This window comes from Pseudomonas sp. GM74, from assembly GCF_000282455.1.
Classification (GTDB): Bacteria; Pseudomonadota; Gammaproteobacteria; order Pseudomonadales; family Pseudomonadaceae; genus Aquipseudomonas.
The window spans coordinates 17,721-43,749 of the sequence record NZ_AKJG01000062.1; the positions used below are offsets into that span (position 1 = coordinate 17,721).

The following is a 26,029-nucleotide window of genomic DNA, read 5'->3' on the forward strand; positions in this document are numbered from 1 at the left end:
CTTGCGGCTCAAGTGCATCAAGCTGGCGGGGTTCAAGTCCTTCGTCGATCCGACCACGGTGAACTTCCCCAGTAACATGGCGGCGGTGGTCGGGCCCAATGGCTGCGGCAAGTCGAACATCATCGACGCCGTGCGCTGGGTGATGGGCGAGAGCTCGGCGAAGAACCTGCGCGGCGAGTCGATGACCGACGTCATCTTCAATGGCTCGACCAGCCGCAAGCCGGTGAGCCAGGCCAGCATCGAACTGGTGTTCGATAACTCCGACGGCACACTGCTCGGCGAGTACGCCGCCTACGCGGAAATTTCCATTCGCCGCAAAGTGACCCGCGACAGCCAGACCACCTACTACCTCAACGGCACCAAGTGCCGGCGCCGCGACATCACCGACATCTTCCTTGGCACCGGCCTTGGCCCGCGCAGCTACTCGATCATCGAGCAGGGGATGATCTCCAAGCTGATCGAGTCCAAGCCAGAAGACCTGCGTAACTTCATCGAAGAAGCCGCGGGCATCTCCAAGTACAAGGAGCGCCGGCGCGAGACGGAAAATCGCATCCGCCGCACCCACGAAAACCTTGAGCGCCTGACCGACCTGCGCGAAGAGCTCGAGCGTCAGCTGGAGCGCTTGCACCGCCAGGCCGAGGCCGCCAAGAAGTATCAGGAATTCAAGGGCGAGGAGCGCCAGCTCAAGGCCCAGCTGTCGGCCCTGCGCTGGCAGGCGCTGAACGATCAGGTCGGCCAGCGTGAAGCGATCATCGGCAACCAGGAAGTTTCTTTCGAAGCCCTGGTCGCCGAACAGCGCAATGCAGACGCAAGCATCGAGCGCCTGCGTGACGGGCACCACGACCTCTCGGAGCGCTTCAACCTGGTGCAGGGGCGCTTCTACTCGGTCGGCGGCGACATCGCCCGGGTCGAGCAGAGCATCCAGCACGGTCAACAGCGTTTGCGCCAGTTGCAGGATGACCTGAAAGAGGCCGAACGCGCACGCCTGGAAACCGAATCGCACCTGGGCCACGACCGCACGCTGCTGCTGACCCTCGGCGAAGAGCTGGACATGCTCACCCCGGAACAGGAAGTCACCAGCGCCGCCGCCGAAGAGGCCGCTGCCGCGCTGGAAGAGTCCGAAACCACCATGCACGGCTGGCAAGAGCAGTGGGATGCGTTCAACCTCACCGCCGCCGAGCCGCGCCGTCAGGCCGAAGTACAGCAATCGCGGATCCAGCAATTGGAAACCAGCCTGGAGCGCCTGGCCGACCGGCAGAAGCGTCTTGGCGAAGAACGCGCCTTGCTCTCGGCGGACCCGGAAGACGCGGCGATCATGGAGCTTGGCGAGCAGCTCGCCGAATCCGAAGCGACCCTTGAGGATTTGCAAACCAGCGAAGAAGCCCAGGTCGAAAAGCTTGAGCAGTTGCGTCAGGAATTGCAGCAAGCGCTGACCGCGCAGCAGCAGGCCCAGGGCGATTTGCAGCGCCTCAACGGTCGGCTGGCTTCACTCGAAGCCTTGCAGCAAGCCGCGCTCGATCCGGGCACCGGTACCGCCGAGTGGCTGCGCGAACAAAATCTTGCGAATCGCCCGCGCCTGGCCGAAGGCCTGAAGGTTGAAGCCGGTTGGGAGCTGGCGGTGGAAACCGTGCTCGGCGCCGACCTGCAAGCGGTGCTGGTGGACGACTTCAACGACTTCGATCTGTCGGGCTTTGCCCAAGGCGACTTGCGCTTGCTCAGCCCGTCCAGCGATGGCGTACGGGTGCCGGGCAGCCTGCTGGACAAGGTCGAGGCGCAGATCGATCTGTCGCCATGGCTGGGGCAGGTCAAGCCGGTCGACAGCCTCGAACAGGCCTTGGCCTTGCGGGGCCAATTGGCTACCGGGCAGAGCCTGATCAGCCGTGACGGTTATTGGGTCGGCCGGCATTTCCTGCGGGTGCGTCGGGCCAGTGAAGCGGAAAGCGGCGTGCTCGCTCGCGGTCAGGAGATCCAGCAACTGGGCCTGGAGCGCGAAGAGCGCGAAGCCGCCGTCGAAACCCTGGAAACACGACTGCAGAATCTCAGGGCGCAGCAGCGTCAGCAGGAGAACGGCCGCGAACACTTGCGCCGCTTGCTGCAGGACGAAGCCCGCCAGCAAGGTGAACTGAAAGCTCAATTGTCCGCCGGCAAAGCCAAGGCCGAGCAATTGACCCTGCGCCGCACCCGTCTCGACGAAGAAATCGTTGAGTTGGACGAGCAGCGTGCGCTGGAGCACGAACACATCGGTGAAGCGCGCCTGCAATTGCAGGAAGCCCTCGACAGCATGGCGCTGGACACCGAGCAGCGTGAGTTGCTGCTGGCCCAGCGCGACAGCCTGCGTGAGCGTCTGGACCGTGTGCGTCAGGAAGCGCGGCAGCACAAGGATCACGCTCACCAGCTGGCGGTGCGTCTGGGCTCGCTCAAGGCGCAACATGATTCGACGCGCCAGGCGCTGGAACGACTGGAGATGCAGTCCGAACGCCTGACCGAAAAGCGCGAGCAACTGAGCCTCAATCTGGAGGAGGGCGAAGCACCGCTGGAAGAGCTGCGCCTGAAGCTCGAAGAGTTGCTCGACAAGCGCATGACCGTCGACGAAGAACTCAAGACCGCGCAGATCGCCCTCGAAGACGCCGACCGCGAACTGCGCGACGCCGAGAAGCGCCGCAGCCAGGCCGAACAGCAATCGCAGTTGATTCGCGGCCAGCTCGAAACCCAGCGCATGGAATGGCAAGCCCTGACCGTGCGCCGCAAGACCTTGCAGGACCAGTTGCTCGAAGACGGCTACGATCTCCATGGCGTACTCGCGACCTTGACGGCCGAGGCCAGCGAGAAGGATGCCGAGGAAGAACTCGAGCGCATCGCCGCCAGGATCCAGCGCCTGGGCGCGATCAACCTGGCGGCCATCGATGAGTACCAGCAACAATCGGAACGTAAACGCTATCTGGATGCCCAGAACGACGATCTGGTGGAGGCCCTTGAAACCCTTGAGAACGTGATTCGCAAGATCGACAAGGAAACCCGCAACCGTTTCAAGGATACCTTTGATCAGATCAATGGCGGTTTACAGGCGCTTTTCCCAAAAGTTTTCGGTGGTGGCCGCGCATATTTGGAACTGACGGGCGAAGATTTACTCGATACAGGGGTAACAATCATGGCGCAGCCGCCAGGAAAGAAGAACAGCACCATCCATTTGCTCTCCGGCGGCGAAAAAGCCCTGACCGCATTGGCCCTGGTTTTTGCGATCTTCAAATTGAACCCGGCGCCGTTCTGCATGCTCGATGAGGTTGACGCGCCACTGGATGACGCTAACGTTGGACGCTACGCGCGATTGGTAAAAGAGATGTCACAGACAGTGCAGTTCATCTATATCACCCACAACAAGATTGCCATGGAAATGGCCGAACAACTGATGGGGGTGACGATGCACGAACCCGGTTGTTCACGCCTGGTGGCGGTGGATGTCGAGGAGGCGATGGCGATGGTGGATGCCTGAGTCGTGGTTGTAGGAAGAGTGTTTGCGGTTTGTAGGACTCTTTTCCTGCCTTCGACTTGCTGGCCAATCGACATATTCGCGCTAGCCAACGTGGTAGACGGTGTAAAGTTGCCTTTGGTCGTGCTAGTTTAATGTCAATTTTTCGTATACGTGGGCAAAACGCCTGTCAGAACATAGAGTTGGCGCCACGTTTTAAAGCGGTTTGCAGGTTGTAAACCCCTTATTTTTCAGCATTTTTTATAGAGGCACGGGATTACATGGAAATCGGTCTGCGCGAGTGGCTGATCGTCATCGGCATAATTGTCATTGCCGGTATTCTTTTCGATGGCTGGCGCCGTATGCGCGGCGGCAAGGGAAAACTGAAGTTCCGTCTTGATCGAAGTCTGTCCAACCTGCCGGACGAGGACAGCAGCGCCGAGCTGCTGGGCCCGCCGCGCGTGCTGGACGCACATAAAGAGCCGCAACTGGACGAGCAGGACCTGCCATCGGTGAGCATGCCGGCCCGCGAGCCTCGCGAGTCGGGCTCCAAGCGCGGCAAGCGTGGCCACAGTGAGCCTTCCCAGGGCGACATGAACCTCAGCCTGGATCTGGACGGCGGCCCGAGCTTCAGCAGTCGCGACGACGATTTCCCGGATGACACCAAGTCCGCGCCAGCGGTCAACGACAAGGATCAGCCGCAAGCGGAAGAAGTGCTGGTGATCAGCGTGATCTGCCGCGACGCTGCCGGCTTCAAGGGCCCGGCGCTGTTGCAGAACATTCTGGAGAGCGGTTTGCGTTTCGGCGAGATGGACATTTTCCATCGCCACGAAAGCATGGCCGGCAACGGTGAAGTGCTGTTCTCCATGGCCAACGCCGTCAAGCCTGGCGTATTCGACCTGGACGACATCGATCACTTCAGCACCCCGGCGGTGAGCTTCTTCCTGGGTCTGCCAGGCCCTCGCCATCCGAAGCAAGCCTTCGACGTGATGGTGGCTGCGGCGCGTAAATTGTCCCAGGAGCTCAACGGCGAACTGAAGGATGATCAGCGCAGCGTACTGACCGCCCAGACGATCGAGCACTACCGTCAGCGCATCGTCGAATTCGAACGCCGCGCCCTGACCCAGAAGCGTTGATTGAAATGGTTACTCCCGCGCGGTGCGCGGGATAATCGGCAAAACAGATTGAGCAGCCTCGGCTGCTCTTTTGCTTTATGAGAGAACACCCATGACCGCCGCCAAGAACCGTATTTTAGAGCTGCGCGCTGAGCTGGATCAGCACAACTATCGCTATCACGTGCTCGACGAGCCGAGCATTCCGGACGCCGAGTACGACCGTTTGTTCAATGAGCTCAAGGCTCTGGAAGCGGCCAATCCCGAACTGATCACCAGCGACTCGCCAACCCAGCGAGTGGGCAGCGCGGCGCTGTCGGCGTTCACCCAGGTGCGTCACGAAGTGCCGATGCTCAGCCTCGGCAACGCCTTCGAAGAAACCGACATGCGTGAGTTCGACCGCCGGGTGACCGAAGGCCTGGATCTGCCTGCGGGCGATCTGTTCGGTGGCGGCGCAACCGTCGAGTACAGCTGCGAGCCCAAGCTCGATGGCCTGGCCGTCAGCCTGCTGTATCAGGACGGCATTCTGGTGCGTGGCGCGACCCGTGGCGACGGCACCACCGGCGAAGACATCAGCGTCAACGTGCGCACCGTGCGCAACATCCCGCTCAAGCTGCACGGTACCGGCTGGCCGGCGACCCTGGAAGTGCGCGGCGAAGTGTTCATGTCCAAGGCCGGTTTCGAACGGCTCAACGCCACGCAACTGGAGGTCGGCGGCAAGACCTTCGCCAACCCGCGCAACGCAGCGGCGGGCAGCCTGCGGCAGCTGGATTCGAAGATCACCGCCAATCGCCCGCTGGAGTTCTGCTGCTACGGCATCGGCCAGGTGTCGGCGGACATTGCCGATACGCACATCGGCAATTTGCAGCAGCTCCAGGCCTGGGGCATGCCGATCAGTCATGAGCTGAAACTGGCGCACGGCATCGCCGAGTGCCTGGATTACTACCGCGACATCGGTGAGCGTCGCAGCACGCTGCCGTATGAAATCGACGGCGTGGTGTTCAAGGTCAACAGCATTGCCTCCCAGCGCGAACTGGGTTTTCGCGCCCGTGAGCCACGCTGGGCAATCGCCCACAAATTCCCGGCGATGGAGGAGCTTACCGAGCTGCTCGATGTGGAATTCCAGGTCGGCCGCACCGGTGCGGTGACGCCGGTGGCGCGCCTGAAGCCGGTCAAGGTCGCGGGCGTCACGGTGGCCAACGCCACGCTGCATAACATGGACGAAGTCGCGCGTCTGGGCCTGATGATCGGCGACACGGTGATCATCCGCCGTGCCGGTGACGTGATTCCGCAGGTGGTGCAAGTGGTCATGGAGCGCCGTCCGGAAAACGCCCGGCCGGTGCAGATTCCAGAGCAGTGCCCGGTGTGCGGTTCCCATGTCGAACGCACACAGCTGATCAAACGCAGCAAGGGTCGCGAGACGATCAGCGAAGGTGCGGTGTATCGCTGCGTCGGTCGTCTGGCCTGTGGCGCGCAACTCAAGCAGGCCATCATTCACTTCGTTTCCCGTCGCGCCATGGACATCGAAGGCCTGGGTGAAAAGAGCGTCGAGCAACTGGTCGACGAAGGCCTGGTGAGCTCGCCGGCCGATCTGTACGCCCTCACGTTCGAGCAGATCGTCGATCTGGAAGGCTTTGCCGAACTGTCGAGCAAGAACCTGCTCGGCGCCATCGAAGACAGCAAGAAGCCGGGCCTGGCGCGGTTCATCTACGCCCTGGGGATTCCCGATGTCGGCGAAGAGACGGCCAAGGTTTTGGCCCGCTCCCTGGGTTCGCTGGAGCGGGTGCAGCAGGCCTTGCCGCAGGTGCTGACGTACTTGCCGGATGTTGGCCTGGAAGTCGCGCACGAGATCCACAGCTTCTTCGAGGATGCGCATAACCAGCAAGTGATCGCTGATTTGCTCAGGCATGGCCTGCAGATTCAGGATCAGGGCGAGTTGGGTGCCGGGTTTTCGGCGAGCACCACCCTGGGTGGTTTTCTCGACAAGCTGCATATCCCCTTGGTCGGGCCGGGCGGGGCGCAGAAACTGGCGGACAAATTCGGCTCGCTGCAGGCGGTGATCGGTGCTGACTGGCTGGATATGCGCCAGGCGCTGCCGGAGAAACAGGCCAATTCGGTGCGCGAGTTCTTTGCGGTCGAGGACAATCGCCAAATTGCCGAAGCGGCGGAGAAGCAACTGGCTGAATTCGGCATGCACTGGCAGAGCGAGAAAAAGGTCGTCGAAGGCTTGCCGCTGGCCGGGCAGACCTGGGTGCTGACCGGCTCGCTGGAGTTGATGAGCCGCGATGTGGCCAAGGACAAACTCGAAAGCCTGGGGGCCAAGGTCGCCGGTTCGGTGTCGGCCAAGACCCATTGCGTGGTCGCAGGGCCAGGTGCCGGTTCGAAGTTGACCAAGGCCAATGAGTTGGGGTTGAAGGTGCTGGATGAAGAGGCGTTTGTCGAGTTTCTGCGCGAGCACGATATTTCGGTGTGAAGCCATTCGCGAGCAAGCCCGCTCCCACCTTTAACCGGGTTCATCCTGCAAGAATCCGATCGAATGTGGGAGCGGGCTTGCTCGCGAAGGCGATTTCAGCACCCCGGCAGAAAGCGGGAACGATCACGTCACGGTAATGATCTAGTCTCTGCAAGCCCCCGGGAGAGATCGCCATGTACCGTTTCTTCGAACAGCTCAGTTCGCGCATTACCGCACCGTTCGTGGGCGAAAGCTCGCGCAACAGCAAAGTCTGGTGCTGTCGTTGCGGGCAGTCGCTGTTCTTTCGCAACAGCCAGTGACTGGCGTGTTCGGCAGCCCTTGGATATCAGCCTGAGCAAAGCCGTTTATCTTCGCTGCAACCGGGTGAGCGCCCCGACACCTGGTTGCTCGACGCCGATCCGCAGGCGGGTGCGTTCCGCCGCTGCGCCAATCTCGATTCACCTGCAGCGTGTAATTGGCTGCTCCCGGCCAGTCATCACGAAACCTTGTGCATGGCTTGTAGCTTGAATCGCACGATTCCCGACCTGTCGATCACGGACAATCACGAACGCTGGCGCAAGGTGGAAACCGGCAAGCGTCGCTTGGTGGCGCAACTGATCAGCCTTGGATTGCCCGTCATCCCGAAAAGCGTGGATGAAGAAACCGGCCTTGCCTTCGATTTCATCGGCGTCAGCCTCGAAGGCAAGCCGCCCACCACCGGACACGCCAATGGCCTGGTCACCCTCGATATCAAGGAAGCCGACGATGCCCACCGCGAACAGGTACGGGTGCAAATGCACGAACCCTACCGCACCTTGCTCGGGCATTTTCGTCACGAAGTCGGGCATTACTACTGGGATCGATTGATCGCCCATAGCCATTGGCTTGAGCCTTTTCGCGGCTTGTTCGGCGATGAGCGCGCCAGCTATGCCGAAGCCCTCGAACGGCATTATCAGCAGGGCGCACCGCTCGACTGGCAGCAACACTACGTCAGTGCCTACGCCACCATGCACCCTTGGGAAGACTGGGCCGAAACCTGGGCGCATTACCTGCACATGATGGACGCCGTGGACACCGCGCTGGGTTTTGGCATGAGCGCTCGGGAAATGGACTTCGACTATCAGCCATTTCCGTTGGATACCCTCTACGATCCGCAGCATCCCGGCGGCGCGGCGTTCCTGTCGTTCGTCAATGCGTGGATCGAACTGGCGGGCATGCTCAACGAATTGTCACGCAGCATGGGGCAGCCGGATTTCTATCCGTTCGTCCTGCCGCCGGCGGTCATTGCCAGGCTGCACTTTATTCACCTGGTGATTCAGCAGGAGGGCGGCAGGGCGGACGAGGTGCTTGAGGCGCAATAGCAAGTGCTTGAAGCCCCTCATGTTTTTATTCCGAAACCAACGGTTGTAACTTCGCTTCAGATAGGTACAATGGCGCGGCTCGCCGACAGGTGAGCGTCGTTATGGTGACCCCATCGGTCCCCCCGCAACGATTACCCGTGAACCTGGTCAGATCCGGAAGGAAGCAGCCACAGCGGGAACATTGTGTGCCGGGGTGTGGCTGGTGGGGTTACCACCTTAACGCCACGCGAGTGTTCTCTCGCATTATCTTTCTGAAAACAGACTTTCGTTAGCTGCCAGGATCTTGTCCGGGGCGGTTTTTCGTCGTTTGCGGTTTATCCACAGCCGCAGGCTCGCCACCGATATACAGCCTTACAATCTCATCGATCTCCCCGGACATCTTCATCCGCGCCAGGGTGCGCAGGATCTTTTGCACCGGGACCTGTGGGTCGTTGCGAACGTAGCAACCGATCTGGTTTTCCTGCAGCACGGCCACGCCTTGCAGTTGCTGCTCCGGCAACAGGCGGTGATTGAACCAGTCCAGGCTCCATTGATTGCTGACGGCATAGCGATTGCGACCGGCCAGGAGCTTTTCCAGCACTTGTTCCTGATTGCGTGCGTCGTCGCGCTGTAGTTGGCCGGTGTCGAACAGCGGCTGCAGGGTCGGGTAGTTGTAGCCCAGCACGGTGCCAATGGACTGTTGCGGCAAGTCGGCGGGTTTGACCGCGCCGGGCGGCGCATGCAGGGTGATCAACAAGTCCGGTTGAGTGAAGAGCGGGATGCTCCAGAGATAATCTTCAGGCTGATCGGGCAGCCACGATTGCGTGACATAACAGCGGACATCGACCTCGCCTTGATCCATGGCGCTTTGTATGCGCCTGCGGGGCAACACATGGAATTCGGCCGGTACGCCGACCTGGGTCGCGAGGCTGAGCATTACGTCGTGCAGGATGCCCTGGGTCGGTTTGCCCCGTTCAAGCTGCACCATGGGCATGCTCCAGCTGTCGGGTATCACGAAGCGCAGCGGTGCTTGCGCAGCCACGCCGTCCAGGCTGATCAACAGCAATGCCCCCAAGGCCAGCCGCATAAACACTCCGTTAATAGCCCCCGATGTGCAGCTTAGCCACAATACACGAGCGCACCGGATGCAATTTGTCCCTTGCTCCGCTAGCATTAGCCGCTTCTGCTTCCTTCGCTGCGACGGTTTTCGATGAGTTATCAGGTTCTTGCACGTAAATGGCGTCCGCGCTCGTTCCGCGAAATGGTCGGCCAGACCCATGTGCTCAAGGCTCTGATCAATGCCTTGGACAGCCAGCGGCTGCACCACGCCTACCTCTTTACCGGTACCCGTGGGGTCGGCAAGACCACCATCGCGCGGATCATAGCCAAATGCCTGAACTGTGAGACAGGTATCACTTCGACCCCCTGTGGCGAATGTTCGGTGTGTCGTGAAATCGATGAAGGGCGCTTTGTCGACCTGATCGAGATCGACGCCGCGAGCCGCACCAAGGTCGAAGATACCCGCGAATTGCTCGACAACGTGCAGTACGCCCCGAGCCGCGGGCGCTTCAAGGTCTACCTGATCGACGAAGTGCACATGCTCTCCAGCCATTCCTTTAATGCACTGCTCAAAACCCTTGAAGAGCCGCCACCCTACGTCAAGTTCATCCTGGCGACCACCGACCCGCAGAAACTTCCTGCAACGATTCTGTCGCGGTGCCTGCAGTTCTCCCTGAAGAACATGACGCCGGAACGCGTCGTCGAGCATTTGACCCACGTACTGGGTGTCGAGAACGTGCCGTTCGAGGACGATGCGCTGTGGCTGCTGGGCCGCGCCGCCGACGGGTCGATGCGTGATGCCATGAGCCTGACCGACCAGGCAATTGCCTTCGGTGAGGGCAAGGTCCTGGCCGCCGATGTGCGGGCGATGCTCGGGACCCTCGATCACGGGCAGGTCTACGACGTCCTGCATGCGCTGATCGAAGGCGATGCCAAGGCGTTGCTCGAAGCCGTCCGCCACTTGGCCGAACAAGGCCCGGACTGGAACGGCGTGCTCTCGGAAATTCTCAATGTGCTGCACCGCGTTGCCATCGCCCAGGCTTTGCCGGAAGGTGTCGATAACGGTCACGGCGACCGTGATCGCGTGCTGGCACTGGCCCAGGCGTTGCCGGCCGAAGACGTGCAGTTCTACTACCAGATGGGTCTGATCGGCCGCCGCGACCTGCCGCTGGCGCCGGATCCCCGGGGCGGTTTTGAAATGGTGTTGCTGCGGATGCTGGCGTTCCGGCCCGCAGACACCGCGGATGCCCCGAGGCAACCGCTAAAGCCAGTGGGGATCAGCCAGGCCACAGTTGATTCCGCAAACTCAGTGGCTGCCGCGCCGGTTGTTGCGCCGGTAGTCGCTGCGGCCGTTGCACCGGTAGCGGCCGTTACACCGGTAGCGGCTGCGCCGGTGGCGGCTCCAGTGCCTGCGCCGGAACCGATTGCGCCGGTCGTTGTGCCGGAACCTGTGCCTGTGGTTGAAGCGGCCGTGGTCGAAGAGGTGGTCGACCTGCCGTGGAATGACCCGGTCGAGCGGGCACCCGTCCAGCAACCGGCGACGCAGCCGGTGCTGGAAACCGCCAGTGAACAACCCGAATTGCCGCCGATGCCGTTGCCGACGCCGGACAGTGTGGTGCCGGACGCCCCGGAGTGGGCCGCCGCGCCCATCCCGGAACCCTCGGTGGCAGCCGTCGATGCCGCGACGCCGGGTATGGACCTGGATGACGAGCCGCCGCTGGACGAGGATTACATCGAGCCGGACATGGATTCGGCCTACAGTTACCTCGACGAGCTGGCCAGCGAGCACGCCGCCGACCCGGCTCCGGAGCCCGAGCCGGAGCCCGCGGCAATGCCGGCCACCGGATTGGCCCTGCAATGGCTGGAGCTGTTCCCGAAATTGCCGATCTCCGGCATGACCGGCAGCATCGCCGCCAACTGCACGCTGATCGCGGTGGATGGCGACAATTGGCTGATGCACCTGGACCCGGCCCACAGCGCCTTGTTCAACGCCACTCAACAGCGTCGCCTCAACGATGCGCTGAACCAGTATCACCAGCGCACGCTGACCCTGAGCATCGAGCTGATCAAGCCCGAGCAGGAAACCCCGGCACAAGCGGCTTCACGCCGCCGCGCCAACCGTCAGCGCGAGGCGGAGGAGTCGATCCACGGTGATCCGTTCATCCAGCAAATGATGCAGCAGTTCGGTGCGGTGGTCCGTAACGATACTATTGAACCTGTCGACGTCCTGGTCGCTCAGGGCTAATAACTGAAGGCACCCGGCCGCATGGGCCGGGCGCTGTTTTAATCCAAGTACTTTTGAGGTGATTACCATGATGAAAGGTGGCATGGCCGGCCTGATGAAGCAGGCGCAGCAGATGCAGGAAAAAATGGCCAAGATGCAGGAAGAACTGGCCAACGCCGAAGTCACCGGTAAGGCCGGTGGCGATATGGTCACCGTGGTGATGACCGGTCGTCATGACGTCAAGAGCGTGACCATCGACCCGAGCCTGGTCGAAGGCATGAGCGAAGACGACAAGGAAATGCTGGAAGCGGTCATCGCATCCGCGGTCAACGATGCCGTGCGCAAGATCGAAGCCAACAGCCAGGACAAAATGGGCAGCATGACTGCCGGCATGCAACTGCCGCCGGGCATGAAACTGCCATTCTGATTCGCCTTCAGGCGGCAGATGAGTTACAAAAATGCCAGGCATAGCGCCTGGCATTTTTGTTTCTGTCTTTTGGGTATGTGTCGTCCGTGACGGCGCCTTCGTCGGATCGCCGCCCGGAGCAAGCCCGCTCCCACAGGGGATTTGTGTACGGCGAGAATCCCCTGTGGGAGCGGGCTTGCCCGCGATGAAGTCGCCTCGGTTTAACTGAATAAACATCGAACGCCATACCGCCACAAAGGTCTGCTCCCTATATCACTGAACCTCATCGATCACAGGAGACGCTGCCATGTCCGACCCCATTACCCTCAATCAACGCATTGTCCTGGCTTCTCGCCCGGTGGGTGCGCCAACGCCGGAAAACTTTCGCATGGAGCGCGTGGCGCTGCCGGATCTGGCCGACGGTCAGGTGCTGCTCAAGACCGTTTTCCTGTCGCTGGATCCCTACATGCGCGGACGCATGAGTGACGCACCTTCCTACGCCGCGCCGGTGGAAATCGGCGAAGTCATGACCGGGGGCGCTGTCAGCCGGGTCGAGCGGTCGCTCAATCCGAAGTTTCAGGAAGGTGACCTGGTGGTCGGTGCCACCGGCTGGCAAAGCCACAGCATCAATGACGGTCGCAGCATCATTCCGATTCCCGCGCTGCCAAGCCCTTCGATGGCCCTCGGGGTACTGGGTATGCCGGGCATGACCGCCTACATGGGCCTGATGGACATCGGCCAGCCCAAGGCCGGCGAGACCCTGGTGGTTGCAGCGGCGTCCGGCGCGGTGGGTTCGGTGGTTGGCCAGGTGGCGAAGATCAAGGGCCTGCGGGTGGTTGGTGTGGCGGGTGGAGCGAAAAAGTGCCGCTATGTGGTCGACGAGTTGGGCTTCGACGCCTGCATCGATCACAGGAGCCCGGATTTTGCTGAGGAACTGGCGCAAGCCTGTCCCAAAGGCATCGACATTTATTATGAAAATGTCGGTGGCAAGGTATTCGACGCCGTGGTGCCGTTGCTCAATCCCAAGGCGCGGATTCCACTGTGTGGCTTGATCGCGTCCTATAACGCCCATGAGGCGCCGAGCGGCCCGGATCGCCTGCCCCTGTTGCAGCGCACCTTGTTGACCAAGCGGGTGCGCATCCAGGGCTTCATCGTGTTCGATGACTATGGTGATCGCCAGCCGGAATTCCTCAGTGCCATGGCGCCCTGGGTACGTGATGGCAAGGTGAAGTTCCGCGAAGACGTGGTCGATGGCCTGGAACAGGCGCCCGATGCGTTCATCGGCATGTTGGAAGGGCGCAACTTCGGCAAACTGGTGGTTCGGGTTTCCCGGGACTGAGTAATTCACGCTGCAATTTGACGCTCAACCGAGGCGCGGGTATAAACCGCGTCTCGTTGTTTTGTCGGACTTTTCCACCATGAGCTTCAGCCCTTTGATTCGCCAACTGATCGACGCCTTGCGAATTTTGCCAGGCGTGGGTCAGAAAACCGCCCAGCGCATGGCGTTGCAGCTGCTCGAACGCGACCGCAGCGGCGGCTCGCGTCTGGCGCTGGCCCTGAGCCAGGCCATGGAAGGGGTCGGTCACTGCCGCTTGTGCCGTACGCTGACGGAAGATGATCTGTGCCCGCAATGCGCCGATACCCGTCGCGACGATACCTTGCTTTGCGTGGTGGAAGGCCCGATGGACGTCTATGCGGTGGAGCAGACCGGTTTTCGCGGACGCTATTTCGTGCTCAAGGGGCATCTGTCGCCGCTCGACGGCTTGGGTCCGGAAGCCATCGGCATTCCGCAATTGATGGCGCGGATCGAGGAGGCCGGCACGTTCGCCGAAGTCATTCTGGCCACCAACCCGACCGTGGAAGGTGAAGCCACGGCGCACTACATCGCCCAATTGCTCAGCAGCAAAGGCCTGATCGCCTCGCGCATCGCCCATGGCGTGCCGCTGGGTGGCGAGCTGGAACTGGTGGATGGCGGGACGCTGGCGCATTCGTTTGCCGGGCGTAAGCCGATCTCACTCTGAGTTCATGTGGCGTCCATGCTGACGCCATCGCGAGCAAGCTCGCTCCCACAGTAGTTTTGTGTCGTACAAAAATTCTGTGTGCACCCTCCATCCCTGTGGGAGCGAGCTTGCTCGCGATGCAGGCGACGCGGTCTGTGTGAATGACACAATCCTGTTGAAAACCAAGCAAGCGCTCGGTTAACTTCACTGACCCCTTCAGTGGAGCTAGCCGATGTCTGCCTTTCAGGAATACTTCGACCCCAGCCACCAATTGGTCCGCGACAGCGTCAGACGTTTCGTCGAACGCGAGATACTTCCTGATATCGAGCAGTGGGAAGAAGCCGAAAGCTTTCCTCGCGAGCTCTACCTCAAGGCCGGCGCGGCGGGGATTCTCGGTATCGGTTATCCGCAAACTTACGGAGGCAGCCACGAAGGGGATCTGTTCGCCAAGGTTGCCGCCAGTGAAGAGTTGATGCGCTGCGGCTCAGGCGGGCTGGTCGCCGGCCTGGGCTCGCTGGATATCGGCTTGCCGCCCATTCTCAAGTGGGCCCGACCCGAAGTTCGGGATCGTGTGCTGCCCCAGGTGCTGTCTGGAGAGAAGATCAGCGCCCTGGCCATCACCGAGCCTGGAGGCGGCTCCGACGTCGCCAACCTGCAAACCCGTGCCGTGCGCGAAGGTGATTTCTACCGGGTCAGTGGCAGCAAGACCTTTATCACCAGCGGCGTGCGTGCGGATTTCTACACTGTTGCAGTGCGAACGGGCGAGCCGGGTTTCGGTGGCATCAGCCTGTTGCTGATCGAGAAGGGCACGCCAGGTTTCACCGTAGGACGGCAGCTGAAGAAAATGGGCTGGTGGGCGTCAGACACCGCTGAACTGTTCTTTGATGATTGCCGAGTGCCTGTAGGAAACCTGATCGGCACCGAGAACATGGGTTTTGCCTGCATCATGGGTAATTTCCAGAGCGAGCGCCTGGCCCTGGCGTTGATGGCCAACATGACCGCACAACTGGCGCTGGAGGAGAGCCTGAAATGGGCGCGCCAGCGCGAAGCCTTTGGCAAACCGATCGGCAAGTTTCAGGTGATCAAGCATCGCCTGGCCGAGATGGCGACCGCGCTGGAAGTGTCCCGGGAGTTCACATACCGCCAGGCCGCGAAAATGGCGGCGGGGCAGGGCGTGATCAAGGAAATTTCCATGGCCAAGAATTTTGCGACGGATACCGCGGACCGGATCGTCAATGATGCGGTGCAGATTTTGGGTGGGCTAGGTTATATGCGCGAGAGTCTGGTCGAGCGCCTGTACCGCGACAACCGGATCCTGTCGATTGGTGGCGGGACGCGGGAAGTGATGAACGAGATCATCAGTAAGCAGATGGGGCTGTAATCGGCGGTGTGGCGGCTGACGCCATCGCGAGCAAGCTCGTTCCCACAGTGTTCTTTGTCATGCACAGAATTTGTGAACGCCGCAGATTCCTGTGGGAGCGAGCTTGCTCGCGATGGCGGTCTGACAGGCGCCGCTTACTTGTCGCTCAACGCAAACTGCGTCAGGCAGAACGTCGGAATGCCCATGTCTTCCAGACGTTGCGAGCCACCCAGCTCCGGCAGATCGATGATCGCCGCCGCTTCATGCACCCGCGCGCCCATGCGGCGGATCAGATTTGCGGCGGCAATCAGGGTGCCGCCGGTCGCGATCAGGTCATCGAACATCACCACCGAGTCACCTTCGCACAGGCTGTCGGCGTGCACTTCCAGGAAGGCTTCGCCGTATTCGGTCGCATAGCCCTCGGCCAACACTTCAGCCGGCAGTTTGCCTTGCTTGCGGAACAGCACCAGCGGTTTGTTCAACTGATAGGCCAGTACCGAGCCTATCAGGAAACCACGGGCATCCATCGCGCCGATGTGGGTGAAGTCAGCCTCGACGTAACGGTGGGCGAAGCTGTCCATCACCAGGCGCAGGGCCGTGGGTGACTGGAACAGCGGGGTGATGTCGCGAAAGATCACGCCCGGCTTCGGGAAGTCGATGACAGGGCGGATGAGGGATTTGATGTCGAAGGAGTCGAAGACCATCGTCGTGGTGTCCTGGCAGGGCTGCAAACGAGGCAGTATAACGGCGGCTGAACCCTTTCGCTCAGCCGCAACGTTTTGTTTCAGTCCAGTGAGCCACCGGCCAGGGCGCACAGCTGGATCGGGTCGATAATCCGGATTTCCTTGCCTTCTGCCGCAATCAGCTCGTTTTGCTGGAAGCGGGTAAAGACGCGAGACACGGTTTCCACCGCCAGGCCCAGGTAGTTGCCGATTTCGTTGCGCGACATGCTCAGGCGGAACTGATTGGCGGAAAAACCCCGGGCGCGGAAACGTGCCGACAGGTTGACCAGGAAGGTGGCGATGCGTTCGTCGGCGGTCTTTTTCGACAACAGCAGCATCATCTGCTGGTCGTCACGGATTTCGCGACTCATCACCCGCATCAACTGGCGGCGCAACTGCGGCAATTGCAGGGCCAGTTCGTCGAGGCGTTCGAAAGGGATTTCACATACCGAGGTGGTTTCCAGGGCTTGTGCCGACACCGGGTGCTTTTCGGTGTCCATGCCCGACAGGCCGACCAGTTCGCTGGGCAGGTGAAAGCCGGTGAGCTGTTCTTCACCGGAGTCGCTCAGGCTGAAGGTCTTGAGGGCGCCGGAACGGACGGCGTAGACAGAATCGAAGGTATCGCCCTGGCGAAACAGAAACTCGCCCTTTTTCAGCGGCCGGCCGCGCTTGACGATTTCGTCCAGCGCATCCATGTCTTCCAGATTCAGCGAAAGTGGCAGGCAAAGAGGGGCCAGGCTGCAATCCTTGCAATGGGCTTGATTATGAGCGCGCTGTTTTACTGGCTCGGACATTTCTTCAATCCTTGTGGGAATTCACACATAAGACGTAAGGGTAACTCACCATAGGAGATCGAGGCCAGTCCGGGACGCTAGCTTGCAGAATTAGATCACCCGTGAAAATCGCTGGCGGCTGTGTTGTTCCAGGTACGCGTCGAACACCATGCACACCGAACGCACCAACAGTCGCCCGGCGGGCAGGATGGTGATCCTGTCGCGATCGAGTTCGATCAGCCCGTCTTTGGCCATGCCTTGCAGTTGGGGCCAGAGTTCGCCGAAGTAGCCCTGGAAGTCGATGTTGAAGGCCTGTTCGATGTCGGAGAATTCCAGGCTGAAATTGCAGATCAATTGCGCAATGACCGCGCGCCGCAGCCGGTCATCGGCATTGCACAGCAGGCCGCGGCTGGTGGCCAGTTGCATTGAGGCCAGGGTGTTCTGATAGTGGTTCAGGTCGCTGCTGTTCTGGCAGTAGAGGTCGCCGATCTGGCTGATTGCCGAGACGCCGAGGCCGATCAGATCGCAATGACCGTGGGTGGTGTAACCCTGGAAATTGCGTTGCAGGGTCGATTCTTCCTGGGCAATCGCCAGCTCATCGTCGGGCAGGGCGAAGTGGTCCATGCCGATGTAGCGGTAGCCTGCACCGATCAGTTGCTCGATGGTGCGCTGCAGCATTTCCAGTTTCTGTGCGGGTGTCGGCAGTTCATTGCTGTTGATGCGCCGCTGCGGCATGAAGCGTTCCGGCAGGTGGGCGTAGTTGAACACCGATAACCTGTCCGGTTGCAGGTTGATGACCTCTTCGACGGTGCGGGCGAAATTCTCCGGCGTCTGTCTCGGCAGGCCGTAGATCAAGTCGATATTGATCGAGCGAAACTGCAAGGTGCGGGCGGCGTCGATCACCGCGCGGGTTTCTTCCAGGCTTTGCAGGCGATTGACTGCGCGTTGCACCGCCGGGTCGAGGTCTTGCAGGCCGATGCTGACCCGGTTGAAACCCAGTTCCCGCAGCAGTCCCATGGTCGACCAGTCGGCCTCGCGGGGGTCGATCTCGATGCCGTAGTCGCCGGAATCGTCGTCGAGCAAATTGAAGTGTTTGCGCAAATGCGCCATCAACTGGCGCAGTTCGTCGTGGCTGAGAAAGGTCGGCGTGCCACCACCGAAGTGCAGTTGCTCGACTTTCTGCGTGGGGTCGAGGTGGCAGGCGATCAACTGGATCTCCTGTTCCAGGCGCTGCAAATACGGCTGCGCCCGGCCGCGATCCTTGGTGATGACCTTGTTGCAGGCGCAGTAGTAGCAAATGTTCGCGCAGAACGGCACGTGCACGTACAGCGACAACGGGCGTTGGGCCTTGCGGCTGTCGCGCAGGGCATGAAACAGGTCGAAGGTGCCGACCTGGCTGTTGAATTGCACGGCGGTCGGGTACGAGGTGTAGCGGGGTCCCGCCAGGTCATAACGGCGGATCAGATCGGTGTCCCAACGAATGGCGTCGAGCATCATGCGGGCATTCCCCGGATAGGCTGGCAGTGTCGGCCACCTTATGCGAGGTCGGGTTGGGGGATCTTGATTTACATCAATCACCCTGTAGCAGCTGCCGAGCCTGCGAGGCTGCGTTCGGCGGCGCAGCCGTCGTGAAATCAGACTGTGCGGTGTTACAGGTGAATTTGGTGCTCAGGGTTTACGACGGCTGCGTCCGAACGCGGCCCGCACCGAACGCAGCCTCGCAGGCTCGGCAGCTGCTACAAGGGGGCGCCGCCGATTTAGTGCCCCATCAACCAATGCTGATGCGGCCCCGGCAGTGTCCAGAGACCAAACAGCATCACCAGCATCCCACCCGCCATGCGCACACTGCGCTTGCGCAATAGTGCGGTGACGCGCTCGGCAGCCAGGCCGGTCGCCAGCAATACCGGCCAGGTGCCGAGCCCGAACGCAAGCATCAACAATGCACTGTCCAGCGCGTTGCCCTGACTGGCTGACCATAGCAGGGTGCTGTAAACCAGGCCGCACGGCAGCCAGCCCCAGAGCGCACCCAGCAGCAGCGCGCGCGGAACGCTCGATACCGGCAGCAACCGGTTGGCGACTGGCTGGATGTGCCGCCACAAGCCTCGACCGAGGCTTTCGATACGGGTCAGGCCACTCCACCAGCCGGCCAGGTACAGGCCCATGGAAATCAGTAGCAACCCGGCGAGGACACGCAGGAACATCGCCGCCGGGCTGCTGGCCACGGCCCATCCGGCCAGGCCGATCAGCAGTCCGGCGCAGGCATAACTCAGAATCCGCCCCAGGTTGTAGGCCAGCAGCAGGCGAAAGCGGCGGCTGCGTTGCTCCTTGGGAATCGCCAGGGTCAGCGCGCCCATCAAGCCGCCGCACATGCCCAGGCAATGGCCGCCGCCGAGCAAGCCGAGGATCACCGCCGACACCAGCAGTGGCGCCAGGTCAAGCATGGGGCGGGGCCTTGTCTTGCGGCTTGGCCGATTGGCCGCTGGCCTCATCGACGGCGGCGGTGTGGTTCGGGTCCTGGTCGTCGAACAGGATGCTGTGGGCCGGGCCGTCAAGGTCGTCGTACTGACCGCTGTCCACCGCCCAGAAGAAGATATAGACGGCGATGGCCACGATCAGCAGTGCAGCGGGAATCATCACGTAAAGAGCTGGCATCTGGACTCCATGCTCGCGCGGCTCAGGCCGGCAGCGGGCGGGTTTCTGGCGTGGTGCAGGGGGCGGGCGCGCTCGGCATGCGAGTCAGGCGCAGCGCGTTCAATACCACGGTCAACGAACTGATCGACATGCCCACCGCCGCCCAGACCGGAGTGATCCAGCCTAGGGCGGCGAAGGGCAGCATGAGGCCATTGTACAACCCCGCCCACAGCAGGTTCTCGATAATGACCCGACGGGTGCGCCGCGCCAGGCTGAAGGCTTGCACCAGCGCGTCGAGGCGGTTGGACAGCAGCACCGCATCGGCACTGGTTTTCGCCAGGTCGGTGGCCGAGCCCATGGCGACGCTGATATCCGCAGCCGCCAGCACCGGCACGTCATTGACCCCGTCACCCAGCATCAACACCTTGCGCCCTTCTTTGTGCAGTTGTTGCAGTACCTGCAGTTTATCGTCCGGACGCAAGCCGCCACGGGCTTCATCGATGCCCAGTTCCGCCGCCACGCTGGCGACCATCGGCGAACTGTCGCCGGACAACAGCAGCGTGCGCCAGCCACGCGCCCTGCACGCGGCCAGCAGCTCGGGCGCATCGGCACGCAAGCGATCATCGAGGACAAGCCATGCCAGCGGTCCCTGGCTGTCGCCAAGCAGCAGCCATTGGCCGGCTTCTTCGGGCATCGACGGCACCACGGCGCCGCTGAGTTCGCAGACGAAACACGATTGGCCGATGCGCAGGCGTCGCCCTTCAACCAGCCCCTCCAGACCAAGGCCCGGTGTGCTGTGGACTTCTTCGGCCGCCATCGGCGCACGACCGAAAGCGCGGGCGATCGGGTGTTCGGAGCGGTTTTCCAGGGCGGCGGCGAGGCTCAGGCATTGATTGCTGTCGAGGGCGCCGAGGGGGCGGATCGAACGCAGCGCCAGGCGACCTTCGGTGAGGGTGCCGGTCTTGTCGAAAATCACCGTGTCGATCTGGTTCAAGCCTTCCAGCACATGACCACGGGTCAACAGCAGGCCAAGTTTGTGCAATGTGCCGGTGGCGGCGGTGAGGGCGGTCGGCGTCGCCAGCGACAAGGCGCACGGGCAGGTCGCCACCAGCATCGCCAACACAATCCAGAATGCCCGCGATGAGTCCAGCTCCCACCACAACAGGCCAATCGCGGCGGCGGCGATCAGCGACAACAGCAGGAACCATTGCGCGGCGCGGTCGGCGATTTCCGCCAGGCGCGGCTTTTCGGCCTGGGCACGATCGAGCAGGCGAACGATGGCCGAGAGGCGAGTGTCCTGGCCCAGGGCCTGGACCTCGACGGTAAGCGCGCCTTCGACGTTCATTGTGCCGGCGGTGACCGCATCGCCCAGGGTGCGGGGTTGCGGCAGGTATTCGCCGGTCAGCAGCGATTCGTCGACACTCGACTGGCCGTCGAGGATCTTGCCGTCAGCCGGGAGAATGGCGCCTGGATGAACCAGCACCTGATCGCCAATGCGCAGTTCGCTGAGCAGAATGCGTTCGCTCTGGCCGTCGGCTGTCAATCGCAGGCACGAGGCGGGCAGCAGATTCACAAGCTGCGCGGTGGCGGCGGCGGTGCGTTCGCGGGCGCGCCGCTCCAGATAACGCCCGGCCAGCAGGAATAGGGCAAACATGCCGACGGCATCGAAATACAGTTCGCCGACCCCGGTGATGGATGTCCAGATCCCGGCGATGTAGGCGCTGCCGATGGCCAGCGACACCGAAACGTCCATGGTCAGGTGGCGGGTGCGCAGGTCGCGCATGGCGCCCTTGAAGAACGGCGCGCAGCTGTAGAACACGATCGGGGTGGTGAGGAACAGCGCAACCCAGCGCAGGATGGTGTGCAGTTCGGGGCTCAGGTCGATGTTGAATTCAGGCCAGGTGGCCATGGTTGCCATCATCGCCTGGAACCACAGCAACCCGGCCACGCCGAGCTGGCGCAGGGCCAGGCGGTTTTCGCTGGCCAGTTGTTCGCTGGCCCGGTCGGCCTGATACGGGTGCGCGGCGTAACCGATGTGGCGCAGCTCGCTGAGGACCTGGCTCAGCGGTAATTGCGCGTCGCTCCAGCGTACGTGCAGGCGATGGTTGGACAGGTTCAGGCGCGCTTCGGCTACGGCAGGCAAGGTGCGCAGGTGTTTTTCGATCAACCAGCCGCAGGCGGCGCAACTGATGCCTTCCATCAATAGTGTGGTTTCGGCGAGTTCGCCGTCGTGGCGAACGAAGGGTTGCTGCACATCGGCACGGTCGTACAGCGCCAGTTCATCCACCAGTTGCACTGGCAGTGCTTCGGGGTTGGACGAGGCTTCGCTGCGGTGCTGGTAATAGCTTTCCAGACCGGCGGCGACAATGGCCTCGGCCACGGCCTGGCAACCCGGGCAGCAGAATTCGCGGGTTTGCCCCAGGACCGCGGCGGTGAAGCGGCTGCCGGCCGGGACGGGCAGGGCGCAGTGGTAGCAGGGGAGTGGGGTGGTCATGGGTTTTTCACTAATGCTGCGGGATCTCTGTCGTCAGGGAGGGCCTCATCACTGTAGGAGCTGACGAGTGAAACGAGGCTGCGATCTTTTTGGGAGCGCTGCAAAAGCAAGATCAAAAGATCGCAGCCTGCGGCAGCTCCTACAGGTCTTCGGCACCTTGCAACGGTTCGTCACCGAGCAGCAGATCCTTGTCATGGCTGACCATTTCCTCTTCGAACATGCGCCAGATGTGCTCGTCCTGAGTGCCAAGCAACTCGACAAAACGCCGGCCTTCGACCTTGTCGTTCAACTGGCCGATGTAGCGGCCCTGTTCGGTTTCGCTGCGGGTCAGGGTGATCTTGCGATCCTTTTCCGGCTGGGTCGGCGAGATCAGGTTCAGCTCCAGGGTCCCGGGCTGGCTGTCGCCGCTCAGGCGCAGGTCAACCTCGCCGGTCATGCCGTCGAGATGAACGCTGGCACGCATTTTCAGGGTCTGGGCCAGCAGCTCACGGTCAAGGGAGCGGTTGATGCCTTTGCCGGCCTCGTAGTAGTTGTCGTTGACCAGGTTGTCAGGGTTGTTCACCGCGATGGTCACCATGGACAAGGTCAAGGCCACCGAGCAGGCCAGGATCCCGATGATGATCCACGGCCAGAGGTGCTTGTACCAGGGGCTTGCGGCAGTTGCTGCGGGCATGTTCAGTTCTCTCAACGATTCTGTGGGCCGATGAACCGGCTCTTGGCTTCAATGTGGACGCTTTCGTCATCGGCGTCCTTGAGGATGAATTTCACCTCGTTGGTGCTCGACGGCAGTTTTTCCGGTGCGACGGACAGCTCGACAGGCTGGCTGACGATGTCGCCGGCCGCGACCTTGATCTCGCGTCGACCCTGCAATTTGAGATCCGGCAGGCCGGAGGCGTCGAGCAGGTAGGTATGGTCACGCTGGTCCTTGTTCATGATTTTCAGGCTGTAGACGTTTTCGATCCGGCCTTCGGCGTTCTCGCGGTACAGCACGCGGTCCTTGCTGACATCGAAGCCCACCAGCGCACGCATGAAGAATGCCGTCACCAGCAGGCTGATCATTGCCAGCAGCACAATGGCATAGCCAATCAGGCGCGGACGCAGTTTATGGGTTTTCTGCCCGGACAGGTTGTGCTCGGTGGTGTAGCTGATCAGTCCGCGCGGGTATTCCATTTTGTCCATGATGGCGTCGCAGGCGTCGATGCAGGCGGCGCAACCGATGCATTCGATCTGCAGGCCGTCGCGGATGTCGATACCGGTCGGGCAGACCTGGACGCACATGGTGCAGTCGATGCAGTCACCCAGGCCCTGAGCCTTGTAGTCGATGCCTTTTTTACGCGGGCCACGGCCTTCGCCACGGCGCGGGTCGTAGGAAACGATCAGGGTGTCCTTGTCGAACATCACGCTCTGGAAGCGTGCGTACGGGCACATGTAGATGCACACCTGTTCGCGCAACCAGCCGGCGTTGCCGTAAGTGGCGAGGGTGAAGAAACCGACCCAGAAGTACGACCAGCCATCCGCCTGGCCGGTGAAGAAGTCGAACACCAGTTCGCGGACCGGTGAGAAGTAGCCGACGAAGGTCATGCCGGTGACGAAACCGATCAGCAGCCACATGGTGTGCTTGCTGAACTTGCGCAGGAACTTGTTGGCGGTCATCGGCGCCTTGTCGAGCTTGATGCGTTGGTTGCGGTCACCTTCGGTGACTTTTTCGCACCACATGAAGATCCAGGTCCAGACGCTTTGCGGGCAGGTATAACCGCACCAGACCCGGCCGGCGTACACGGTGATGAAGAACAGGCCGAAGGCGGCGATGATCAACATGCCGGACAGCAGAATGAAATCCTGGGGCCAGAAGGTGGCGCCGAAAATGAAGAACTTGCGCTCCGGCAGGTTCCACCACACGGCCTGATGACCGCCCCAGTTCAGCCACACCGTGCCGAAATACAGCAGGAACAACAGGGCTCCGCCGGTCATCCGCAGGTTGCGAAACAGGCCGGTGAAGGCGCGGGTGTAGATTTTTTCCCTGGAGGCGTAGAGGTCGACGCTGTTGTTCGCGTTCCTGGTGGGTGGAGTGACGTCGTGTACCGGAATCTGGTTGCTCATCATTGCATCCCACGGCAGTGGAAAAGTGCCTCGGTCAGTACGTGCCGACCGCGGTCAAAAAGGGGTGTTGCAGTGGCGCAATGATACGCCTGTCGCTCTAGCCTGCGGGTGCGACCTTTGGTCACGTTTGGCAAAATCAATTGATGGTGTAATGACTTGAATCAATTGACTTGTAAATTATGGACGAGTTTTCGGTGTGGGTCGTTCGATCCTGTTTCATTCCATGACTGCATTTTTCAATTTGATCCCTCGAATACTGGCCTCAAACGAAACGGCCCCGCCAATTCACATTGGCGGGGCCGTTTTTTGTTGCTTCAAGCGTTTGCCTTACTCGGCGTCCGCTGCCTTCTCACCGTGAGACAGGCTGTAGACGTAAGCGGCCAGCAGGTGAACCTTGTCGTTACCCTGCATTGCCTCTTGCGCAGGCATCTGGCCCTGACGGCCGTAACGGATGGTCTGCTGCAGTTGAGCGAAGCTCGAACCGTAGATGAACGCTGCCGGGTGAGTCAGGTCGGGTGCGCCCATCGCTGGGGTGCCTTTGCCTTCCGGACCGTGGCACGCCACGCAGTTGGTAGCGAACAGTTTCTGCCCGGCAACCGGATCGGCCTTGGCGCCTTCCGGCAGCTTGCGGCCATCCAGGTTGGTCAGGACAAACGCGGCCACGTCGGCCACGCCTTGTTCGCCGATCACTTCAGCCCACGCAGGCATCACCGCATGACGGCCGCCCATGATGGTGGTCTTGATGGTTTGTGCCTCGCCGCCCCAGCGCCAGTCGGCGTCGGTCAGATTCGGGAAGCCATAGGCGCCCTTGGCGTCGGAACCGTGGCAAACCGAGCAGTTGGAGGCGAACAGGCGGCCACCCATCTTCAGGGCTTGCGGGTCCTTGGCCACTTCTTCGATTGGCATGGCCGCGAACTTGGCGAAGATCGGACCGAACTTGGCGTCCGACCTGGCCATTTCCTTTTCCCACTCGTGAACACCGGTCCAGCCGGTCTGGCCGTTGGCGAACGGGGTCTGCTTCTCGTTGTCGAGGTAGCCGTAACCCGGCAGCAGGCCTTTCCAGTTACCCAGGCCCGGATACAGCGCCAGGTAGCCCAGTGCGAAGATGATGGTGCCCACGAACAGCATGAACCACCATTTCGGCAGCGGGTTGTCGTACTCCTCGATCCCGTCGAAGGAGTGACCAACCGTCTCGTCGGTTTGCTCGGCGCGCTGGCCCTTGCGGGTGGACAGCAGCAGCCAGGTCAGGGCGAAGATGGTGCCGAGACTGAGGACTGTGACGTACAGACTCCAGAATGTAGTCATTCTTTGTTACTCCTAGAAGCTTGCTCGACGTGCTTGATGGCTTCGGGATCATCCGCGAAAGGCAGCAAGGTCGCGTCTTCAAACTCCGACTTGCGCTTGGGACTGAACACCCACAGTGCCAGTCCGATGAAGGCCACCATCACGACAACGGTGCCCAGGCCACGAATCATCCCGATATCCATCCAATTCACCGTTTGCTTTTGATGATGGTGCCCAGGCCTTGCAGATAGGCCACCAGCGCGTCCATTTCGGTTTTGCCCTTCACAGCATCCCTGGCGCCGGCGATATCTTCGTCGGTGTAAGGGACGCCGAGCGTGCGCAAGACTTCCATTTTCTTGGCGGTGTCTTTGCCGTCGAGCTTGTTTTCCACGAGGAACGGGTAGGCCGGCATTTTCGACTCGGGCACGACGTTGCGCGGGTTGTACAGGTGCGCACGCTGCCAGTCATCGGAGTAACGACCGCCGACGCGGGCCAGGTCCGGACCGGTACGCTTGGAACCCCACAGGAACGGGTGGTCCCAGACGCTTTCACCGGCGACCGAGTAGTGGCCGTAGCGTTCGGTTTCGGCACGGAACGGACGGATCA

20 protein-coding genes, 1 other RNA gene and 1 pseudogene are annotated in these 26,029 nt (G+C 61.5%); 10 read left to right on the forward strand and 12 right to left on the reverse strand.

Annotation, left to right across the window (positions count from 1 at the left end; all coding sequences use genetic code 11):
- The first annotated feature begins 1 nt into the window (after nt 1).
- The 5 genes and pseudogenes from smc to ffs all read left to right on the forward strand — a co-directional run bounded on the left by smc (nt 2) and on the right by ffs (nt 8,599).
- Entirely contained in the window at nt 2–3,490 is a 3,489-nt protein-coding gene (gene smc / locus PMI34_RS13620) for a chromosome segregation protein SMC (protein WP_008050195.1), read from the forward strand.
- 257 nt (nt 3,491–3,747) lie between these two features.
- The gene (gene zipA, locus PMI34_RS13615) at nt 3,748–4,602 is read left to right on the forward strand and encodes a cell division protein ZipA (protein WP_008050196.1); all 855 of its coding nucleotides are present in this window, start codon (nt 3,748–3,750) and stop codon (nt 4,600–4,602) included.
- 91 nt (nt 4,603–4,693) lie between these two features.
- Entirely contained in the window at nt 4,694–7,051 is a 2,358-nt protein-coding gene (gene ligA, locus PMI34_RS13610) for an NAD-dependent DNA ligase LigA (protein WP_008050197.1), read from the forward strand.
- A gap of 173 nt (nt 7,052–7,224) precedes the next feature.
- A pseudogene (locus PMI34_RS0127295) lies at nt 7,225–8,391 on the forward strand (zinc-binding metallopeptidase family protein).
- Between the two features lie 111 nt (nt 8,392–8,502).
- Nucleotides 8,503–8,599, forward strand: an RNA gene (gene ffs / locus PMI34_RS28150) — signal recognition particle sRNA small type.
- Nucleotides 8,600–8,659: 60 nt separating this feature from the next.
- Here the strand turns inward: ffs and PMI34_RS13605 are convergent.
- Complete coding sequence (locus PMI34_RS13605) at nt 8,660–9,457, reverse strand: substrate-binding periplasmic protein (protein ID WP_008050200.1); 798 nt, start codon at nt 9,455–9,457, stop codon at nt 8,660–8,662.
- A gap of 123 nt (nt 9,458–9,580) precedes the next feature.
- On the opposite strand from PMI34_RS13605, the gene dnaX reads away from it, so the two are divergent.
- The 5 genes from dnaX (at nt 9,581) to PMI34_RS13580 (ending at nt 15,440) form a co-directional block, all read left to right on the forward strand.
- Nucleotides 9,581–11,674, forward strand: a complete 2,094-nt coding sequence (gene dnaX, locus PMI34_RS13600; RefSeq protein WP_008050202.1) for a DNA polymerase III subunit gamma/tau — start codon at nt 9,581–9,583, stop codon at nt 11,672–11,674.
- A 67-nt stretch (nt 11,675–11,741) separates the two neighbouring features.
- Nucleotides 11,742–12,080, forward strand: coding sequence for a YbaB/EbfC family nucleoid-associated protein (locus PMI34_RS13595; protein WP_007971455.1), 339 nt, complete (start codon nt 11,742–11,744; stop codon nt 12,078–12,080).
- Between the two features lie 286 nt (nt 12,081–12,366).
- Nucleotides 12,367–13,398, forward strand: a complete 1,032-nt coding sequence (locus PMI34_RS13590; RefSeq protein ID WP_008050203.1) for an NADP-dependent oxidoreductase — start codon at nt 12,367–12,369, stop codon at nt 13,396–13,398.
- Between the two features lie 79 nt (nt 13,399–13,477).
- Nucleotides 13,478–14,080 carry a recombination mediator RecR gene (gene recR, locus PMI34_RS13585; protein ID WP_008050204.1) on the forward strand — a complete coding sequence of 201 codons (603 nt, stop codon included), beginning with the start codon at nt 13,478–13,480 and terminating at the stop codon, nt 14,078–14,080.
- Nucleotides 14,081–14,291: 211 nt separating this feature from the next.
- Nucleotides 14,292–15,440: an acyl-CoA dehydrogenase family protein gene (locus tag PMI34_RS13580; RefSeq protein ID WP_008050205.1), complete on the forward strand. Its 1,149-nt coding sequence runs from the start codon at nt 14,292–14,294 to the stop codon at nt 15,438–15,440.
- Between the two features lie 134 nt (nt 15,441–15,574).
- Here the strand turns inward: PMI34_RS13580 and PMI34_RS13575 are convergent, their stop codons facing one another.
- From PMI34_RS13575 to PMI34_RS13525, 11 genes are all read right to left on the reverse strand, one after another.
- Nucleotides 15,575–16,123 carry an adenine phosphoribosyltransferase gene (locus tag PMI34_RS13575; RefSeq protein ID WP_008050206.1) on the reverse strand — a complete coding sequence of 183 codons (549 nt, stop codon included), beginning with the start codon at nt 16,121–16,123 and terminating at the stop codon, nt 15,575–15,577.
- 80 nt (nt 16,124–16,203) lie between these two features.
- Entirely contained in the window at nt 16,204–16,935 is a 732-nt protein-coding gene (gene fnr, locus PMI34_RS13570) for a fumarate/nitrate reduction transcriptional regulator Fnr (RefSeq protein ID WP_008050207.1), read from the reverse strand.
- Nucleotides 16,936–17,025: 90 nt separating this feature from the next.
- Complete coding sequence (hemN, locus tag PMI34_RS13565; protein ID WP_032829687.1) at nt 17,026–18,408, reverse strand: oxygen-independent coproporphyrinogen III oxidase; 1,383 nt, start codon at nt 18,406–18,408, stop codon at nt 17,026–17,028.
- A gap of 263 nt (nt 18,409–18,671) precedes the next feature.
- Nucleotides 18,672–19,355 carry a sulfite exporter TauE/SafE family protein gene (locus tag PMI34_RS13560; protein ID WP_008050209.1) on the reverse strand — a complete coding sequence of 228 codons (684 nt, stop codon included), beginning with the start codon at nt 19,353–19,355 and terminating at the stop codon, nt 18,672–18,674.
- Nucleotides 19,348–19,566 carry a cbb3-type cytochrome oxidase assembly protein CcoS gene (gene ccoS / locus PMI34_RS13555; RefSeq protein ID WP_008050210.1) on the reverse strand — a complete coding sequence of 73 codons (219 nt, stop codon included), beginning with the start codon at nt 19,564–19,566 and terminating at the stop codon, nt 19,348–19,350. The genes PMI34_RS13560 and ccoS overlap by 8 nt, the downstream gene beginning before the upstream one ends.
- A 22-nt stretch (nt 19,567–19,588) precedes the next feature.
- Nucleotides 19,589–22,039 (reverse strand): heavy metal translocating P-type ATPase, encoded by a 2,451-nt coding sequence (locus tag PMI34_RS13550; RefSeq protein ID WP_008050211.1) that lies wholly within the window; start codon nt 22,037–22,039, stop codon nt 19,589–19,591.
- Between the two features lie 139 nt (nt 22,040–22,178).
- Nucleotides 22,179–22,712, reverse strand: coding sequence for a FixH family protein (locus PMI34_RS13545; protein WP_008050212.1), 534 nt, complete (start codon nt 22,710–22,712; stop codon nt 22,179–22,181).
- 11 nt (nt 22,713–22,723) lie between these two features.
- Nucleotides 22,724–24,139: a cytochrome c oxidase accessory protein CcoG gene (ccoG, locus tag PMI34_RS13540; protein ID WP_008050213.1), complete on the reverse strand. Its 1,416-nt coding sequence runs from the start codon at nt 24,137–24,139 to the stop codon at nt 22,724–22,726.
- A gap of 327 nt (nt 24,140–24,466) precedes the next feature.
- On the reverse strand, nt 24,467–25,444 hold the full coding sequence (gene ccoP, locus PMI34_RS13535) for a cytochrome-c oxidase, cbb3-type subunit III (RefSeq protein WP_008050214.1): 978 nt from the start codon (nt 25,442–25,444) through the stop codon (nt 24,467–24,469).
- Nucleotides 25,441–25,626: a CcoQ/FixQ family Cbb3-type cytochrome c oxidase assembly chaperone gene (locus PMI34_RS13530; protein WP_003175465.1), complete on the reverse strand. Its 186-nt coding sequence runs from the start codon at nt 25,624–25,626 to the stop codon at nt 25,441–25,443. The genes ccoP and PMI34_RS13530 overlap by 4 nt, the downstream gene beginning before the upstream one ends.
- Before the next feature lie 5 nt (nt 25,627–25,631).
- The coding region (locus PMI34_RS13525) for a cbb3-type cytochrome c oxidase subunit II (RefSeq protein ID WP_032829686.1) at nt 25,632–26,029 on the reverse strand (398 nt) is incomplete at its 5' end.

Bases quoted from the DNA above. Each gene is read 5' to 3' on its own strand.
- zipA (WP_008050196.1), top strand. From the start codon at position 3,748: ATGGAAATCGGTCTGCGCGAGTGGCTGATCGTCATCGGCATAATTGTC.
- ligA (WP_008050197.1), top strand. From the start codon at position 4,694: ATGACCGCCGCCAAGAACCGTATTTTAGAGCTGCGCGCTGAGCTGGAT.
- PMI34_RS13605 (WP_008050200.1), bottom strand. From the start codon at position 9,457: ATGCGGCTGGCCTTGGGGGCATTGCTGTTGATCAGCCTGGACGGCGTG.
- dnaX (WP_008050202.1), top strand. From the start codon at position 9,581: ATGAGTTATCAGGTTCTTGCACGTAAATGGCGTCCGCGCTCGTTCCGC.
- PMI34_RS13595 (WP_007971455.1), top strand. From the start codon at position 11,742: ATGATGAAAGGTGGCATGGCCGGCCTGATGAAGCAGGCGCAGCAGATG.
- PMI34_RS13590 (WP_008050203.1), top strand. From the start codon at position 12,367: ATGTCCGACCCCATTACCCTCAATCAACGCATTGTCCTGGCTTCTCGC.
- recR (WP_008050204.1), top strand. From the start codon at position 13,478: ATGAGCTTCAGCCCTTTGATTCGCCAACTGATCGACGCCTTGCGAATT.
- PMI34_RS13580 (WP_008050205.1), top strand. From the start codon at position 14,292: ATGTCTGCCTTTCAGGAATACTTCGACCCCAGCCACCAATTGGTCCGC.
- PMI34_RS13575 (WP_008050206.1), bottom strand. From the start codon at position 16,123: ATGGTCTTCGACTCCTTCGACATCAAATCCCTCATCCGCCCTGTCATC.
- fnr (WP_008050207.1), bottom strand. From the start codon at position 16,935: ATGTCCGAGCCAGTAAAACAGCGCGCTCATAATCAAGCCCATTGCAAG.
- hemN (WP_032829687.1), bottom strand. From the start codon at position 18,408: ATGCTCGACGCCATTCGTTGGGACACCGATCTGATCCGCCGTTATGAC.
- PMI34_RS13560 (WP_008050209.1), bottom strand. From the start codon at position 19,355: ATGCTTGACCTGGCGCCACTGCTGGTGTCGGCGGTGATCCTCGGCTTG.
- ccoS (WP_008050210.1), bottom strand. From the start codon at position 19,566: ATGCCAGCTCTTTACGTGATGATTCCCGCTGCACTGCTGATCGTGGCC.
- PMI34_RS13550 (WP_008050211.1), bottom strand. From the start codon at position 22,039: ATGACCACCCCACTCCCCTGCTACCACTGCGCCCTGCCCGTCCCGGCC.
- PMI34_RS13545 (WP_008050212.1), bottom strand. From the start codon at position 22,712: ATGCCCGCAGCAACTGCCGCAAGCCCCTGGTACAAGCACCTCTGGCCG.
- ccoG (WP_008050213.1), bottom strand. From the start codon at position 24,139: ATGAGCAACCAGATTCCGGTACACGACGTCACTCCACCCACCAGGAAC.
- ccoP (WP_008050214.1), bottom strand. From the start codon at position 25,444: ATGACTACATTCTGGAGTCTGTACGTCACAGTCCTCAGTCTCGGCACC.
- PMI34_RS13530 (WP_003175465.1), bottom strand. From the start codon at position 25,626: ATGGATATCGGGATGATTCGTGGCCTGGGCACCGTTGTCGTGATGGTG.